The 17,971-nt window shown below is 32.9% G+C and carries 10 protein-coding genes and 1 pseudogene; 7 read left to right on the top strand and 4 right to left on the bottom strand.

From position 1 onward, the window contains the following. Together ACFFIT_RS05115 and tnpA are read left to right on the top strand one after the other, a co-directional pair. Positions 1 to 4,978, top strand: a 4,978-nt coding sequence (locus tag ACFFIT_RS05115) for an Ig-like domain-containing protein (RefSeq protein ID WP_385876575.1), incomplete at its 5' end; no start/stop codon positions are given. A gap of 200 nt (positions 4,979 to 5,178) precedes the next feature. Continuing rightward, positions 5,179 to 5,328, top strand: coding sequence for an IS66 family insertion sequence element accessory protein TnpA (gene tnpA / locus ACFFIT_RS13315; RefSeq protein WP_446697446.1), 150 nt, complete (start codon positions 5,179 to 5,181; stop codon positions 5,326 to 5,328). Between the two features lie 12 nt (positions 5,329 to 5,340). Here tnpA and ACFFIT_RS05110 read toward each other — a convergent pair whose 3' ends face one another. From ACFFIT_RS05110 to ACFFIT_RS05095, 4 genes and pseudogenes are all read right to left on the bottom strand, one after another. Further along, the gene (locus ACFFIT_RS05110) at positions 5,341 to 5,526 is read right to left on the bottom strand and encodes a DUF4277 domain-containing protein (protein WP_385876574.1); all 186 of its coding nucleotides are present in this window, start codon (positions 5,524 to 5,526) and stop codon (positions 5,341 to 5,343) included. Positions 5,527 to 5,588: 62 nt separating this feature from the next. Beyond that, positions 5,589 to 5,684: pseudogene (locus ACFFIT_RS05105) on the bottom strand (hypothetical protein); the annotation flags it as partial. 805 nt (positions 5,685 to 6,489) lie between these two features. Then, the gene (locus ACFFIT_RS05100) at positions 6,490 to 6,795 is read right to left on the bottom strand and encodes a hypothetical protein (protein ID WP_385876573.1); all 306 of its coding nucleotides are present in this window, start codon (positions 6,793 to 6,795) and stop codon (positions 6,490 to 6,492) included. 711 nt (positions 6,796 to 7,506) lie between these two features. Then, a complete protein-coding gene (locus ACFFIT_RS05095; protein ID WP_385876572.1) occupies positions 7,507 to 8,244 on the bottom strand; it encodes a SapC family protein in 738 nt (245 codons plus the stop codon). A 995-nt stretch (positions 8,245 to 9,239) separates the two neighbouring features. Here ACFFIT_RS05095 and ACFFIT_RS05090 point away from each other — a divergent pair. The 5 genes from ACFFIT_RS05090 (at position 9,240) to cydC (ending at position 17,971) form a co-directional block, all read left to right on the top strand. Then, positions 9,240 to 12,038, top strand: a complete 2,799-nt coding sequence (locus ACFFIT_RS05090) for an inverse autotransporter beta domain-containing protein (RefSeq protein WP_385876571.1) — start codon at positions 9,240 to 9,242, stop codon at positions 12,036 to 12,038. Position 12,039: 1 nt separating this feature from the next. Next, positions 12,040 to 13,173: a hypothetical protein gene (locus tag ACFFIT_RS05085; RefSeq protein ID WP_385876570.1), complete on the top strand. Its 1,134-nt coding sequence runs from the start codon at positions 12,040 to 12,042 to the stop codon at positions 13,171 to 13,173. A gap of 88 nt (positions 13,174 to 13,261) precedes the next feature. Beyond that, positions 13,262 to 14,470 carry a hypothetical protein gene (locus ACFFIT_RS05080; RefSeq protein WP_385876569.1) on the top strand — a complete coding sequence of 403 codons (1,209 nt, stop codon included), beginning with the start codon at positions 13,262 to 13,264 and terminating at the stop codon, positions 14,468 to 14,470. 357 nt (positions 14,471 to 14,827) lie between these two features. Then, positions 14,828 to 16,012, top strand: a complete 1,185-nt coding sequence (locus ACFFIT_RS05075) for a hypothetical protein (protein WP_385876568.1) — start codon at positions 14,828 to 14,830, stop codon at positions 16,010 to 16,012. A 186-nt stretch (positions 16,013 to 16,198) separates the two neighbouring features. After that, positions 16,199 to 17,971 (top strand): heme ABC transporter ATP-binding protein/permease CydC, encoded by a 1,773-nt coding sequence (cydC, locus tag ACFFIT_RS05070; protein ID WP_385876567.1) that lies wholly within the window; start codon positions 16,199 to 16,201, stop codon positions 17,969 to 17,971.

Genomic DNA, 17,971 nt, shown 5'->3' with positions numbered 1-17,971 from the left:
TGTTGTGGTGACCTTACCAAATGGTGAAGAGTTAGTGTTCAGTACCGATCCTAAAGAGGGCGAGTATCCACTGAGCTATGGTCCAACGGATGAGGATGGCAATGCAGAGTTTGAATTGCAAATTCCAGAAGGCAAATTAACTGACAATACGTCAGGTGATTTAAGCGTTAAACAACGTGATGACGCTGGTAATAACAGTCCAGCCTTGACCTATCCTGTGTTGGTGGATACCACACCACCAGGCTCAATCGAAAACTTGAACATCGAAGGGTACAACCCAGACACAGATGGCTTGAATACGACGACGCCAACCATCACAGGTAAAGGCGAAGCGGGTCAAGATGTTGTGGTTACGTTACCAAATGGTGAAGAGTTAGTGTTCAGTACAGATCCTAAAGGTGACGAGTACCCATTAACCTATGGTCCAACGGATGGTAACGGCAATGCGGACTTTACCTTAGAAATCCCTGAAGGCAAATTGACTGACAATACGTCAGGGGATTTAAGCGTTAAGCAACGTGATGACGCTGGTAATGACAGTCCAGCATTGACCTATCCAGTCATTGTCGATATTTCAGCACCTGAGAATATTGAGGTATTCATTACATCGATAAGTGATGATTCTGGTGTTATTGATGACTTTATAACCAATGATAAAACACTGGTTATTTCAGGAACGATCAGCCGTACATTAAATACAGATGAAAGAGTTGAAATAAGCATTGATGGTGGAAATACTTGGGCATTAGTAGATTTACAAGGTCAAAATTGGTCTTTTGAAAATACTAATAATTTATTGCTGGATGGAACTTTTACTGCTCAAGTTCGTGTCATTGATATCGCGAATAATGTCGGTGCTATTTATGAGCAAGACATTACTGTTGATACAGTAGGCCCAGGAAATAATGCTATTGAAATCTTAGCAATTACACCAGATACTGGTATAGATGGTGACTTCAAAACCAGTACAAATACAATTACAGTATCCGGTATCATTGATAATAAACTTGCAAATGATGAAATTATCAAAGTTACTTTTGATGGTGGTAAGACATGGAAAGACGCTATAGTCAATAACAACACTTGGAGTGTGGAACTTGGACCATTAGCAGATAATAATTATACATTGCAAGCTCAAATATTTGATATAGCAGGAAATCCAGGGGCTGTCGATAGTCAGGATTTACAAATAGATGGTACTGAGGTAGGTGAAAACACCATATTGATTCAGAGTATATCTGATGATTCTGGTGCAGAAAGTGATTTTATTACAAATGACAACACACTTATTGTAAATGGTACTTTAGACAAACCATTAGGTATTGGCGAGAGTATTGAAATTCGTATCAACAATGAAAACTGGATTAAAGTCCCAGCAGTAAATATTATTAATAATAATTGGGTATTTACTGGTTTTGAGGATAGGATATTAAATGATGGAGACTATATAATTGATGTCAGAATTGTTAACATAGTAGGCAATACTGGATCAATCGATACGAAACAAATCACTATTGATACCGTAGGACCGGATATTAATAACAAAGTTTACTTTGATAGAATTAGTGACGATGCAGGTTTTGCTGATAATGATTTCAAAACAAATGATACTTCATTGGAATTTTTTGGTCATCTCGACAAAGAATTAGAAGAAAACGAATATGTTGAAATTAGTTTTGATGATGGTCTGACTTGGAATAAAACGATTGTTTCAGGTACTGAATGGTACTATGACAGACAAGCAACACCGTTCGAAAATGGGACTTACAAAGTAAAAGTAAGAGTAATTGATTATACCGGTAATCTAGGGTATGTCACTGATAGTCAAGATCTTGTTATTGATGATTCTCAAATATTTCAGAATTCTATTGTAATTACAGATATTTCAGATGATAAGGGTGTAAGTAACACTGATTTTGTCACGAATGATAATACGCTTGTATTGCGTGGTACCATTGAGGAAACACTAGAAAGTGGACAATATATCCGCCTAAGTTTAGATGGTGGAAATAGTTGGCTAAGGGCGACAGTTAATCCTGATGGAAAAAGCTGGATCTTGGATTTATCGCAAAATACATTAGGTGATGGTATCTATGATTTGAAAGCACAAATCGTTAATGAATTTGGTACACCTGAGGCAGAATATGTACAATCGTTAACAATTGATACTGCTGTGACTCAAACCACTATTTCAATTGATGGAATAAGTGATGATACTAACATTGATAATGATTTTAATACTGCTGATGATACGCTAATCTTTTATGGTAGCTTATCGACTTCTCTTGATAAGGATGAATTTGTTCAAATTAGTTTAGACGGTGGCTTAACATGGAAACTTGCGACAGTAGATGGTAAAAATTGGACATATGATAATACGAGTCAACCACTTGCTGATAAACTAGACGGGTATGATGTTAAAGTCCGTGTGGTTGATGAAGCGGGTAACATCTCGGGACAAGATTCCCAGAATGTGATTATTAATAAAGCGCCTCCTGTTGGAGATGTGACTGTTGATCCTATTGCAACCCTTGATACGACTCCGACAATCACAGGAACTTTTTCAGGCCTTCGCAAAGGAGAAACCGTGCAAGTGACAATTGCTGGTAAAGTATATTCAGAGATAAATGGTAATCTTACAGTGAATAACTCTACAGGAAAATGGTCACTTAAAATTGCAGATGCGGATGCGATTAATTATAGTGGACGAAATAATTTGGAGTTAGATGTACAGGCTCAGATAGTTACCTTAAGTGGCGCTGTCAAAGAAGATAGTTCAACGGATGAATTAACTATCTATCGTGCTGCAACAGTCACTAAATCACCTGATTTTGATTATCTTGCAGATGATACACCAGCCTTTGTAGGACGTGGTAACGTAGGAAATGGTGATGTCATTACTGTGGTAATTAAAAACGAATTAGGCCAAACTATAACTACGTTTACCAGCAATCCTGGTGGTGGAATTGAGGTTGATAAGCTGAATAGTAGCTGGAAAATAACAGGGAATGCTTGGACTTCAAAAGGTTTATCTTTAGACAAGGGAACCTATACCATTACGACATCGACATCAACGCTAGATGGGCAAGGTCAACAATCAGGGAACACAGAAGAATTTACAATATTTAAGCCAGAGACAACACCTGCTGTCACAACAGTTAATAGACAAGATACAGCGTCTAAAGTCTATGCTCAACCTGATGGTTCATACTGGTTATTTTACGTAACTAATTCTGGAGCTAACTATAATAATGATTTTAACTTGTATGCCCGTAAATTTAATCAAAAAGGCGAGCCTATTTCTAATCAAATTACTATCGCAAACAGTCCTTATTCAGATGGTCACTCGTTAACGGATAATTTGCATTTTATTTATGCGTATGATGTTGTTTTCAATGACCAAGGTGAATTTAGGGTATTTTATACATCAGTAAATTCACAAACGCCTTATATCGCTAATTTTGATAAAGATGGTAATAGATTGTCACAAGGCCCAACGACTAATGTTCAGGCGTTCGAGTTAGATCCAACAATTGTTCAAATGGATAACGGGGATTATGTGGTCTTTTTCGCGTCAGGTACAATTCACGACTATAACTTGTATATGCAACGCTATAAAGCGGACGGTACAGCAATAGATACAACGCCAGTAGCACAAACTACAGGTGTCAATGCAGGTAATTCATTTACCTTCAATCTAGATGGTTTAGTTGGCGCAATTCAGGGCTCAACGAATACGTCTACTACAGATGGTTTAAATGCTACGCATGTTAGTGGTGATATATACGCAGTAACTTACATGTCATCAAAAAATAGATTTGATGATGGTAATACCCGTGATACTGATGTTTGGTTGCGTTTATATGACTTTAAAACTGGCAAGCCACTAGGGGAAGATGTGCAGGTTAATGTAGAAGATAAATTTTTACAAATATCACCCGTTGTTGCTTATTTAGCAGATGGAACGATTGTGGTAACTTATTTATCTAATCATACGTCAACGAATGGAACCGCTGGTAACATTCAGGATTTTGATATTTACTCAAGACGTTTTAAACTTGATGCTGAAAATAAACTAGTTGCTCTTGATGATACAGATGTGCGTGTCAATACGACTACGGACGGCGTAAATGGCATGTTATTTGATAGGGTATCAACCCATTATGATATGACAGCGCTAAAACACGGTGGATATGTTGTCACTTGGAGTAAATTTACAGCGGGCAACCGTGCTGAAGTTTATTCTCAAGCTTTTGATGCCGCGGGTAATAAACTAGGTGGTGAAACACTTGTTTCTACTAATAGTTCTGAATTCATAGATGCAAGACCATATGTATCGGCATTAGATGATGGTGGCTATGTTATTACGTGGACTAAGATGGCGGATAGTAATACAAATGCATGGACTAATTACACAGGCGATATTTATTCGGTTGTTGTTAATGCAGATGGCTCTATTCGTGGTCAAGGTGACGAAAATGTCTATCCTACAAATGCAAGTTATTTAGATGGTACTGGAGCGTTAGTTGGTAGCGACAGTGTCAATACACTAGATGATAAAAATGGTGCAACTTCATTCGATGCTGGAGAAGGAAATGACTATATAATTATTTCTGATTCTGATTTTGATTTTGTAGATGGTAATGAAGGGGATGATACTCTGATATGGAATAGCTTTGAAGATTTAAACCTTTCCGATATAAGTGGAAAAGTAACATCGATAGAATATATTCATATGAATGATGCATATGCAAATACACTGACATTAAATATCGAAGATGTATTAGCAATGACACCCGAAAACGATCATTTACTTGTTATTCAAGGAGGCGAAGAGGATACCGTAGATTTAGATTTATCTAACAATGAGTGGTCTTCATTAGGTGCACAGACATTCCGTGGTGAAACATATAACGTTTTTGTTCACGCCACAGAAGATGCACAACTTTGGATTCAACAAGATATTCCAGTAATCTAAACTAATTATTGTTGTTAAATTGCAATTTAAAAACCTAGGGCTAAAATCCTAGGTTTTTTTTGGTTTGCCCTGCAAAGCTGGCAAACCCGTCCAATTGAAAGAAAGTGTAAACACCCTGACTAAGGTATTAACGTATTAACACGGTGAACACATCTATTTTTTAAATTCAGAAACTCTAAACTGTCAGTCATTCCAACAAAATGAGGATATTACTGATGAATCTGATATTTGAAGATAAAATTAACCATTTAACTGCCTGGAGAAGTTCTGGATTAACCCAAAGGCAATACTGTGAATTGCACAAATTAAATTACAACACATTTAAAAGCTGGGGGTGTAATCCTCCCTAAAAATAATAAGAGCTAAAAATAGAATTTTCTCTTAAAATAAAGCAACATAGCTACAACTGCTTGACAATGATTGATATAACATGGCTTAGTTTTAGGAATGACGCGATCAATATAGTCTATCAATCCAACCTGTTTAATAAAACCAAGAACCAATCCAAGATGCACATAATCATATACGTCAGCATTATCAAAGTTCATAATCACCATCTAAACAGTCATAATTGGTCTTTTTTTGGAACTGTGGAATGTGGAGTGTTTACCTAATCGATAAAGCATTGATTAAACTCATCAGGTTTGATTAACCTAATCACTCGGGTAAACGTATCATCGATAGGGAAAACATTTTTAAATTCTAGAAATTCTCTGAGCTATTCCAGCTTTTCAACGCCAAGTTGTCTGATATATTTCCAACTGAGTACGCCTGAAATAACTGCACTAATGGTAAGAAAAAATATCAATAAAATCATGATTTTTATTAATATTTTCTCTAGAGTCTTTTACAGTTTTAAAAAAATTAAAGTAATTCTATAGCCTGCTCCTTTTTTTATTTATCGTATTATAAACAAGAAACAAAAAAATGAATTAAGCATAAATAATAATGTATTAAAAGGTCTATTTTTGAATCAATGATTTAGTGCATTCTTGTGAATATAAATTAATTGGAAGCGTAGAAAATATTATTTAAATTTTAGGAAACATTAAATCACTTATTTGCAATAGTTAATAGATTGGCTAACTCTTATTCTAATTTAGTTCTTAGCCAGGCAAGTGCAAATCTGAATGAGGTATAGTACCAAGCCCATTAATAAAGTGTATTTTAAATGTAATTTTAAAATTGAAACTTAACTGAAAAATAAGCTGCGTATTAAGTGAAATCACTTATTAGAGCATTAGAGCTACTAAAAGATAAAACGCTTTTTTGAAGTGAATAGTTACAATGATAAAGACGCTCAGTTAGAGCGCCTTTATATTGAAAATAATGAAATTATATAAATTAAACTTGTTTTAAAACCGCTTTTGGTCCTGTATCACTTAAGTAGTTAATGGTGGTTTATTAACCCCCCTATTACTTGATTGTGCATTTTTAAATCAGACTAATTAAATTGTATTAGTTTATATGAACAAAAGCGATAAATAAGTTATTTTAAATTAATCTGTAAACTAAATATTTTCAATAATTAGTGTAAAATCTGACTCGTTATGGAATTTAATCATTCCGTTTTCACAGTTATTTTCTTCGATGTCAATAGTTTTTTCTATTGGCAAATTTATGAATTGGCTGTCTGAGTTTTTTGAATTAATTACAATTTCATCACAAAAACTGTTTGTGTAAAAAGAATTCGTAACTTTTAACTCAGACTGCTTCTCTAATTTATCAAAACTATACTCAAAATCACAATCTAAGGATAAAGTTTCATATGCATCGAACATAAAGTCATCTACTAATTGTGTTTTTGTATTAATCATTGTTTTCCCTTTTATTATTTATAGAACAAATACTAAATGTTATATTATTTTAGTGTACTGGTTGGAGTTAATTGCTTTCAACGATTACAAGTATAAGATATTCAGAAAAAGAGACAATTCTATTTTATAAATATGACTTTTTATAACAAATTAATTCACTTTATTATTTAAATTTACATTTTGATGTATTGACTTTTTGAATGATAAGTTAATTAAAATTTGCGAATGGAAATTTATACTATATGATTTTAAAAGGAAATATTGGGAGTTGGTTTTATTTTATGAATTTTTGGTGCCAAAAAAGTGAATTTAAGTCAAAAAAAATGAATGAAAAATTAAATTATATTTAAATATTTTGAATAATAGCAGATTCTGACTTTCAGTAATTTCGATTTTAAAAAAATTATTAATGCATCTAGGGAAAATTCAAAAGAGATTCTAAAACGGTGAATCAAGTTTTGTTCTAAAAAAATGATCTTAGGATGTGAGGATAAACCAAACGATAGTTGGATATCATAAATCGATAATGTAACTACCACAAGGATTTGACGGGGGAAATTATCTAATTAAATATATGAATCAGCGTAGAGAATTTTTGTACAACTTAATTGAAGGTACAATCATGCTGGATCAACCAAAAAATTGCTTAGATCCGACATGATTTGTAGAGAGGATAAAGTTTATTATTCAATTTAGTCTATAAATAATTATTTAATCCTTAACTTGATTTAAAAGTGTTTGCCAGTTTTGTTGCGAAGCGTGTATTAATGAAATATAATGCAAAAAACCCTTTTTATTCAATAAGTTATATGTCTCTTCAGGCAATTGAAAGATCTTTTTGTCATTTAAAAATTGCAATCCGTGCATCTGTTCTATCTCTCCATTATTCTTTTTCAAGCTGATTTTTTTAGGGACAATCATTTGTAATTCTTCAATAGCCTGCACAAATTTTTTTGTTTTATTAAAACCATTTTGGAAAGATAAACAATATTTTAATGCACTATTAGTTATTTCAGTAGGTTTGTTTTCAATGAATAAAGGGTTCGCATAGTTAGATTCTAACAGGTTATTTGAAATAACGTTGGGTTCTTTTAAATCTATGCCTAAAATATTAACAGCGGGATTAACATTAGCATTTTTTATAATTAAAAAGGGGTACCTTTTTAAATATTGTGGCATATAGGTACCTACTTTCCATTCCCCATTTTCAATAAACTGATTTTTTCTATTTGCAATACCCATAACAGCAACTAAACAAGAAGGCACTGAAGTTGTAAAAACAATTGGAAAGTGTTTTACAGCAGATCTTAATTCAGAAAGTAAAATAGGTATAAGAAGATCTTCTTGTGCGAAGGAATAGTCTATTTTAGGAACTAAAAATAAATTGCTGTGTTTTTTTTGGTCAAGAGCGACTGGGTTCTTGTATAAAGGAATGCTATTAGTTTGCATAGTAATCATCCTTTGATGTTCTATGAAAAAAAATTTGATTATAAATCATATGAGTAAAATGTGTTAGTTCAATGCAGAACTATACATCATTACCTTCAACACATATAATCAAGTTATTACGAATATTCAAAAATCTAAATTATGTCAATGATTATCAATTAGTGGCTAAATAATGTCAAGCAACAAATTAATAACAATTAAAAATTGTAAAAATTAAGAAATACTTTTTGGTGGTAGTTTCTAGCATTACTTAATGCGCATTTAATCGCCATCGAAACATATTTACCCCTGAAAGTTAAACTAACGTCACTCTAGAGTTAACGCTGCATGTATATCTCCGCTTATAAAATCAAATCATTGCTTGCAATTTTTTTTGTAAATTTATGTACTTTATAATGCTTTGACCCTCCAACAGTATTTTCCTTATAGTTTCTAACATCCACTAAAAAAATAAGCAAAGCTATTGATAAATTATTTATCTTTTTAGGGCACTTATTCTAATTTATAAAGTAAAAAAGTGTTTTTTTTAACTTCTTCAAAGTGACGGGACGACAATTGAATGACTAACATTTTTTAACTTTATTACACGTCATAAATTTTAAATTAATTTTACTGTTGGCATTTAGAAAATAACTTATTAGTCACTCGAAGTTAAATCCTCGCTAAGGAAAAGTTGATTTTTTGTTGCGCTTATTTATTACACAGTTTAAGAGGTGTAACGGATACAAAAATTGATCTATATCAATATATAATGGAAATAGTTAGTTACTTTTGTAAAAAAAATTGTCAACTTTCTTACGTTAATTTACTTTTGCAGGGTTAAAAATTAGTAATTACTTGTGATTGTTACTTTTGGTTACTATGATTTTAGTTAAATGGAAATTTCAATTTCAATATTTCCGTAAGGAATGAAAATGAGAGTAACTTTGATAAACACTATCTACACTGGTAAGTTGTCATAATAAATTGAATTTAATGATGTTAAGGTGATTTTTTTGAAAACAATATTTGTAACTCTAAATGTAACGGTGAAAGCCATTACTTTAATTATTTTAACTCTATTGATAAATGTGAATTTTATACAAGCTGAATCTACCAAAATAATTGCTGAATCTAACTCAAATTATCAAATCAATATTCCTAAATTTAATCGTGAAATAGTCAATTCTGAAAATATTTCCATAGGAAATTATGCGCTTAATTTTGCTATAAATGCTCAAGAAAACTTAACAAGTTATAGTGATTTGGGATTCAATAAATCCGAGGTGAGAAATAAAATTAACCCTATAAATTTACCAGATATGCAAATAACGCACTCTGATGAATCAGCATCTAAGAAATTTATAGCTCCGTTAATTGAAAACTCCTTATTTAATTTAAATCAAGATATTGAATCATTTACTGCAAAAATGTCTAAATCTTTAGCAGCAGGAAAAACAGCAGAATCTATTGCGCAAGAAAATATAGAAATGATGGTAACAAATGCAGAAGCAGCATTTAATAATGAAACAAATCGTCAAATAAATACGAGAGCACAAAGCATTTTAGGTCAATTTGGCAAATCTCAAACAAATATTACTATTGATAGTAAAGGTAATATTACGAACTATGATTTAAGTGTTTTCTCTCCACTATATGACCGTGACCAACATGTGTTTTTTTCTCAAAATGCGATAAGAGAACAAGGTGATTCTGGCGAAAAACGAATTGTTGGGAATTTTGGCCTAGGTTACCGCTATTTTCAAACTGATGGTGATTTTGCCGTTGGTTTAAATTCTTTTATTGATCACGATTTTACCGGTAGTAATACACGTATGAGTCTGGGGGCCGAATATTGGAAAAATTATTTCAAATTGGCGGCAAACTATTATCTACCAATAAGTGAGTGGAAAGATTCCTCAGTTCTCCAAGGATACGATGAAAGACCCGCTAAGGGATATGACATTAGAATGCAAGGTTACTTACCAAGCAATCCCCACATTGGTGGTTCACTAGTTTTTGAACAATATCTAGGTGATGAAGTAGCCCTTTTTTCTAAAGAGGAATTACAACACAATCCTCTCGCATTAAGTGCAGGAATAGATTACACACCATTTCCTTTACTTACGGTAGGTGCGACGCACAAAATAGGTGAGAGTGGACACTCAGATACTCAAATAAATATGCAAATGAATCTACAAATGGGCATTCCATTAGAAGAGCAATTAAAAGCAGAAAATGTCGAATTAACCAGAAACCTAATGGGTAGTCGTTATGACTTAGTCGATAGAAATAATGAAATTGTTTTTGAATATAGAAAGCAGTCCTTTGAGGTAACTATAACTCCTCTAAATTATATTAATTCATCTGCTAATAACAGTTATGAATACTATTTATCTGATTTAATAAATATTTCAGCTAGTAATAACAGCAAAACACCAATTAAAAATTTTAGATGGGTGATTACCCCTGAATTTAATCAAAATACTGTTTTTACAAATGAAAATAAGCTTCAATTTAACGCTCTCAGTACAGGAACATTTTACGTTACCTTGTATTTAACTAATGAAGAGGGAATAACAGCGAAATCTAACACTTTATTACTTAAGGTCATTGATGGTAATAGTAATTATGTTGCTACATTATCCTTTATTCAACGAACCGACATAAACGAAGGACTGTTTGATTTTAATCGTAATGGACAAATAGATGAAAATGGATCGGATATAGATGACCGACCGAATTTACTTTATATTTTTAATGACACAAGTTTTATTCCATCACAAGTCCCCAATAAACTGACAAATCAATTTGTACATTTGACTGTGGATCTAGAAACCGTGGATGGACGAGAAGTTGATTTAAGTGATGCAGATACAGATATTAATATCAACTATATTTATGAGGAAGTGAAGACGCAAATTTCTCTTGATATCAATGAGGTAGATTCAAAATTAGTTGTATTAAAAAAATATCGTGATGCAACTAAAATAAACAGATGGCACTTTATTGTTGTTACTTCAAGTTTTGACGTGTACTTGGAATCTACAGAAGTTTCAGGTATTCCTTTACAAGCTGAAATTATTTATGCAGATGAAACAATTAAAACTAACAACGAAAAGCTATTTGTAAATTATCTACAAACAGATGCAGTAGCCACAGATCCTTTATTACAAATACAGCTTATTGAAAGAGGGCAGGATGGGTCTGAAAATGGCATAGTTATATTAGATACGGGCGGAATGCAGCGTCGTACAGTCAAAAAGAATATTAAGTTAGATACATATTATGAAGTGAAAGTATTCGAAACTGTATTAACTGAAATAGATGGCAAGCCAACTTGGTTTACTGCGGAAATTACACCTGAAATTCAAGATACTCTTGTGTGGCATTATTATAACCCAATACAAGAAAAGGCTATAGGTACTGTTAATAGAGATAATCAATATTATGGATTAGAAGCGTGTCAGGGTTTTACCATGTTCTCTACACAGGTAAATAATTTTCAGAATAACGAATTGGCTTGGGGAGAAATAGGGGATAACTTTATAAAAATAGCCAGTGAGGAGTTAAATAACAATCAAGCAATGAATTTAAATTCTAAAAAATTAACAGAGCAGTATCTTCAGTTAGAAGTTCAATTTGATATAAGTAGACGCGTCAGAACCAAGAGCGAGTTAAATAAAGAAAAAATACTATGCAGTGATAAAATTCCTGCATCTGAAAAATATTATGACTTGATGCTTAAGATTGCCGATATTGATCCTAAGGTCAATGAAAATCGCTCTACCATTGTTAAAACTGGAGCAAAATAAAATGCGTATATCAAGAACTTCAATTAATCTTATGTTTTGTTTCTTTTTTGGTTCGGTAGGGCTAACAAACTCTAATTATACAAAAGCTGCTTTTTTGTGTGAAGCGAGTGATGCAAGTTCTGCTAAGAATCTACTATGTTCTGGTTTAACAGAAACTTCCTTAGGAACTGCACCTGAATTAGAATTAAAATTCTTCGCAAGAAATTCACAAACCATGCCTTATGAAGGATTAGATAATTCAATTATTCCAAAAGAGATCACCTTGACTCAAGGAAGTGAATTAAAAATAGAGTATTTATTGGCTAATGGATTAGCTAATGCTTTGGTTGGTGAAGTCGATGTAAATGGTAATGTAATACGCAGCGAATCGATGCCTTTACCTAAGGGGAAATTTGATAAAGATGGCGATCCTATTGATAACACTGCAGTATATCAAAGTATCGAATGGGCCTTAATTCAATCAGATGGACAAAAGCGCATTATTGAGAAAACAGTGGACAAAGACATTTTACTCCTTGATGCAATGAATTGTATCAATGGCAGCAAAATAGAAGTGACTGCTACTCCATATACAGTAACAGGCGAACCTAAACAAGGTGATCCCATAACTGTCATACTGCAAGATGCTTCGGGCAATGACTACATTCTGAGTCAATGTGACAAGCAGATATCAGAAGACATGGTCAAGGTGACTATTCTAAATAAAACTCGCAATACGTATTTAGTTGATGAAACTAATTTAAACTCTACCAATAAAGATGCTCGGATAGGTGATGAATTGGTCGCATATATTTATTTACCGGTTCAGGACACTGCGAGCAATACGACTACTTATGAAGATGTGACCGAACAATTTGTTGAAACATTTGTTTGGGGTTATCAAACGAATCAAGGAGATGCTTTGTATTTTGAAAATGGTCAGCAAGCTGACTTTGAAGAAATTATATGGATGGATGGTTCTCAAAATGTAGCTTCTGGGATTTATGGCATTGAGGCTGATACTACAGGTAAACAAGAATTTAAAGTACAGACTACAAATAATAAAGCTCGCGCCTTGCATAAAGTCAATCAAAGTGAGCAGTCTATGAAAGTTATTTTTAAATTTGGAGGTAATGAAATGCAAAAAAACAATTAAAGTTGAGCTTAAGTTATCTACATATTTAAAGCGCACACGAAGTCAAATGTTAATATAAATAATTACTTAATAAAATAGGATGTAAAGCATGAAAAAAAATTTTTTCAATAAAACGACCATTGCATTATCTGTGGCAGGTCTAATAGTAGCGACAAATGTATCTTCAAGAAGTTTAGGTGTTACAAATCAAATCAAAGGTGATCGCCCTGAGCTACAGGCTGTTCAATTATCAGGGAAGTTGCAAGTCGGTATGGAGCTTGCAATTCCAGATAATTATGTAAAAGATGGTTTTGAAGGAGCCATTATTACAGATACTGATGGAGACGAACCTCTAACTTTTGCTGATTTAGCAACGTTAGTGAATTCGCCAGATGGTAATGTGTTTGAATTTATTGATACTGGAACTAAAAACCATATTGAATGGTTTTTAGTTCCAAAGAGCTACGAAGAAGTTGATGGTAAGAAGGAGAACTGGCTTACTCAAGAAGAGTTCGATAATCTAGATGCAGAAATCAAAGAAGACATTGTTTTTCTAAATGGTAATGCAGCAACAGTTGATGGGAAGCAAGTCACCACACCAAATTATACAGGTTTGCAAAAAATTATTTTACCAGCAATTGCATTAAATAAACGTATTGGTTTCAAAATTACAGCGAGAACAAAAACAGGTTTTCCTATTGATGCAGAACCTGTCTATGTTATGAATGCTTTTTTAACCGATAATAAAGGGCCAACAGATCCTAAACCTGATCCTGAAACTCCACCAGGTACAGTTGACTTATGGACTACGAAGGTAGTTATTCAAACAAGAGTTGCAGGGACACAGGAGTGGAAAACTGTCATAAACGAGCTAAAAGATGATATGCCAGACTTTTATCCTGTTGATACCACCTTAGAAGTAGACGACTATTCTGTTGTTAATCGTGAATTTAAGGCGATGTTGTTTGATGAAGAAGGCAGATCATTAGATCATTTATATCAAAGCGTTGATGCTTTTGCATGGCGTTTCGTAGTAAAAGAGGGAATGACTTACAATGGTAAACCTATAACTTCCGCAGACCTAGAAACAAATGATTTCAAACAAGCTTTAGCATTTAAAGCAAATAATTATACCTATGACAATACAACAAAAGAAGACTTCTTTATCTTCACAGTGCAAGACACTAACATTAATAGTAAAATCAAACCTTTAATTGAGCAGGGTATGCAGTTAAGTGTAGATATAGATGATACGAAGGCTGATATCGGTTTAGAAAATCCTGATCCAACATCACCACTATCAGTATTAGAGCAGTAATAGTTTAGTTGTTGACGTTTTCTAATAATAGTTCAAACACAATCTATGTAGGTGTTTGAACTATTCATTTGATCTGGAAGATTAAAATAATTTATTCTCTTATCCCATGTTTATTAGGATAAATTTGGAATGAGTATAGAATTCTAACGTAGCCTCAAGGTAAATATAAGACTAATGACGCACGTTTTATCGAATTGCAATAAATTATTATGGATGTCTATTCAAATTTTGATAAGAAGCCTATTGATTAGGAGTTTATACATTATACGAGTTTATTTTTTAGTTCATATCTAGTGACTTAAAAAATAATTCTTGTCGGATTTAACACTACTACTAAAGACAACAAAAGGTTTAGAAATGAAAAATAAAGATCAGTTATTTGCACCCATACGCATCCTAGGTAAATTCTTTTTGCTCAATGTGTGCTTTACTGCTTGTGTGTTAGCAGAACCTATTAAAGCTATGACAGTGACCAATCAGATTAAAGGCTCAGCGCCTATATTAAAATATGTAGGCGCACAGTTTGCAGAGGAAAATATTTTATCTGACATAACAATTTTGCCAACTAATGGGCAAGCACCACAGCCAATAATTCCACAATACACTATAATCAAACAAATCATTGATGCTAGAGAAGTGTTTCTTCCAACAGTTAACAGTGTCTTAGAAATACCTAAAGAGAACTTGAGTAGTCGACTATTTTATTATATCGATATCGATGGAGATGAATTTTTATCAAACAGTGAAGTCAAATGGTACAGTTCTGAACTTAAAAATCCTTTGAAACGATGGCCTGACTCATTTACTAATTTTACCGATGTCAGTGCAAGCCCTGAGAGTATGATTAATGAATCGGACTTAGAATTAACACCTATTCCTTCTTTTGAAAATAACCCATTCAAAATACAAGTACCAATCAGTGCTCTAAATAAGCGAATAAGTGTATCTATAACACCAAAATCTAAAACAGGTTTTCCTGCAAATGGACAAAAAATATTTATTGCTGATTTAAACTATTTTATGGGGCAAGAATATGACAAGGGAAAAAGTCCTGCAAATGTTATTCCTGCCGAGTTAGCGGGTAATAATTTTAATAGCGGTGGGGGGATTGTATCTTTAAGGCCTGGTTTAGATTCTAAAATCCTTAGTTACGAATTTTTTGCAAATTATGAGTATACTGTTAAGTATGAATTCATTTATAAGGTCTCGGATATATTATCTGAGAATGAATTAAATCTTATCGATTCTTCAATAGAAGAATTTCAAAATACTACATTGTTTATATTAAAGCGTGCAGACACTGGAAGGGAACTATTCAGAAAAGAGGCTGAGCCTATTCCTGGAGAAAAAAATAAATTCAAATTAGAATTTAAGGTAGAAGGAGAAGACAAATTCAAATTTTTACAACTAATAGTAATTCCCCAAAACAAAATGGGCATCATAGCCCCATCTTATACTTTAACTGTGTCTAATCCAGGTGGCATTGTCTCTATCATTGAGACAATAGACAAAGCCACTCGATTTTTCGAACAAAATATTTAAGGGGAAAATAATTGCTTACATTAACATTATTTTGATTTAGCTAAAGTTATTTTATAGCTAAATAAGTTACTATGGCCTTATAATACAAGCACAGAAATAATAAACTATGTTAGAATAGTTTTATTAAAATATATGATGTATAAATTATGGTATTTATACACAAGTCAGAATGTATTAAGGCTCAGAATGTTCAAAGCATTATTTCCCTATATCAAACTATATAAAAGTTATCTAGGCTGGGTTATTTTAGGCCTACTGTTAGCTATTATAACTATATTTTCTGGGATAGGATTATTGACTCTATCTGGATGGTTCTTAGCATCTAGTGCGATTGCAGGTATTGTAGTTTTTACAACATTCAACTATTTATTACCTGCGGCTTTTGTGCGCGGGCTTGCAATTAGTCGAACCGCTTTTAGATATTTTGAAAGGATTGTTTCACATGAAGCTACCTTCAGATTACTTGCTAAATTGCGAGTTTCCGTCTTTAAAATGATATTCCCGAGGCAACATGCATTATCGCAATCATATCGTCAAGCTGATGTTTTAAATCGATTAATTAGCGATGTTGAAACATTAGATAATTTATATTTACGCGTCATTACCCCCTTCATTAGTGCATTTGTAGTCATCTGCTTCATGACTTTAGTGCTGAGTTTTTTTAATGTCTCTCTGGCTTTATTGTTGGGGGCCGTTCTTCTTTTAATTCTTATAGTGTTTCCACCTGTATTTTATTACAAGTCAAATCCTCTAGGGGATGAAGTCGTTTTGTTAAAATCTAATTACAGGGATGAGTTTAACCGATTTTTAACGGGTCAAACCCTTTATTTGATTTATGCTAAGTGGCACCATCAGGCTAATAAATTAGATAATATTGATAGCAAACGAATGCTAATTGAAAAAAAACTTTCACTTTATCAACAATTGTCTAGTGCGGGCATTCTAATTTTATCTGGCTTAACAGTTTGTATAATGATATATTTTTCAGGTATTTGGATTAATGAACAAAATGTTACTGAATTATTCAAAAAGGTTGTACTAGATTCTCTCTCACAAGAAGAAACGTATACTAACCAAGTCATTTTTCCAGCGATGGCAGCCCTGTTTGTGTTCGCTACCCTAGCCGCGTTTGAAATGTTAGTGCCTATTAGTCATGCTTTTGTGCATTTAGGTTCCGTTGTATCTTCTGCCAATCGACTAAATGAAATTAATAACATACAGCCAATAGTAAAATTTGACTCAAAGGCGTCTGTTTTTGAGAAAAAATTAACAACATTAAAAAATATCATTTCCTTAGAATCTGTATCATTCACTTACCCTAATCAATCCTATAGAGTAATATATAAAGCAAGTTTCGACATTTTGCCTAATCAAAAGGTTGCCATTACAGGACATACTGGTGCAGGAAAATCAACGCTTTTTCACTTATTAACACGCGCTTATAGCCAGCATGAAGGGGTTATAAAACTATTTGAGGAAGACATAAAACAATACAATGAAAAATCACTAAGAGAGTCAATTTCAGTGATCCCTCAGACAATCTATTTATTCAATGACTCATTAAGAGATAATTTAATGTTGGCTTATAATCAAAGCTATGTCAATGAAACATCGAATGAATTAGATGACCAACTTAAGAGTGTATTAGATAAAGTGGGATTAAGCTATTTACATCATAATGAAGGATTAGAACAAATCATGGGAGATGGAGGTCGGCAGCTATCAGGAGGAGAATTGAGACGTATAGGCATCGCAAGGGCTTTACTTCATAACGCTCCTGTTTGGCTTTTTGATGAACCAACTGAAGGACTTGATCCTAATACTGAAGAGCAAATTATGTCATTAATCTTTCACCTATCAATAGACAAAACACTTTTAATGATAACTCATAAGATTAAGTCTTTATCTAAATTTGATAGGGTTCTTTCGGTTGAAAATGGACAATGGACAATTAATTAA

The sequence above is a fragment of the Thorsellia kenyensis genome, from assembly GCF_042432445.1.
Classification (GTDB): domain Bacteria; phylum Pseudomonadota; class Gammaproteobacteria; order Enterobacterales; family Thorselliaceae; genus Thorsellia; species Thorsellia kenyensis.
This window is presented reverse-complemented; position numbering and strand designations above follow the sequence as displayed.

Bases quoted from the DNA above. Each gene is read 5' to 3' on its own strand.
- tnpA (WP_446697446.1), top strand. From the start codon at position 5,179: ATGAGGATATTACTGATGAATCTGATATTTGAAGATAAAATTAACCAT.
- ACFFIT_RS05110 (WP_385876574.1), bottom strand. From the start codon at position 5,526: ATGAACTTTGATAATGCTGACGTATATGATTATGTGCATCTTGGATTG.
- ACFFIT_RS05100 (WP_385876573.1), bottom strand. From the start codon at position 6,795: ATGATTAATACAAAAACACAATTAGTAGATGACTTTATGTTCGATGCA.
- ACFFIT_RS05095 (WP_385876572.1), bottom strand. From the start codon at position 8,244: ATGCAAACTAATAGCATTCCTTTATACAAGAACCCAGTCGCTCTTGAC.
- ACFFIT_RS05085 (WP_385876570.1), top strand. From the start codon at position 12,040: ATGCGTATATCAAGAACTTCAATTAATCTTATGTTTTGTTTCTTTTTT.
- ACFFIT_RS05080 (WP_385876569.1), top strand. From the start codon at position 13,262: ATGAAAAAAAATTTTTTCAATAAAACGACCATTGCATTATCTGTGGCA.
- ACFFIT_RS05075 (WP_385876568.1), top strand. From the start codon at position 14,828: ATGAAAAATAAAGATCAGTTATTTGCACCCATACGCATCCTAGGTAAA.
- cydC (WP_385876567.1), top strand. From the start codon at position 16,199: ATGTTCAAAGCATTATTTCCCTATATCAAACTATATAAAAGTTATCTA.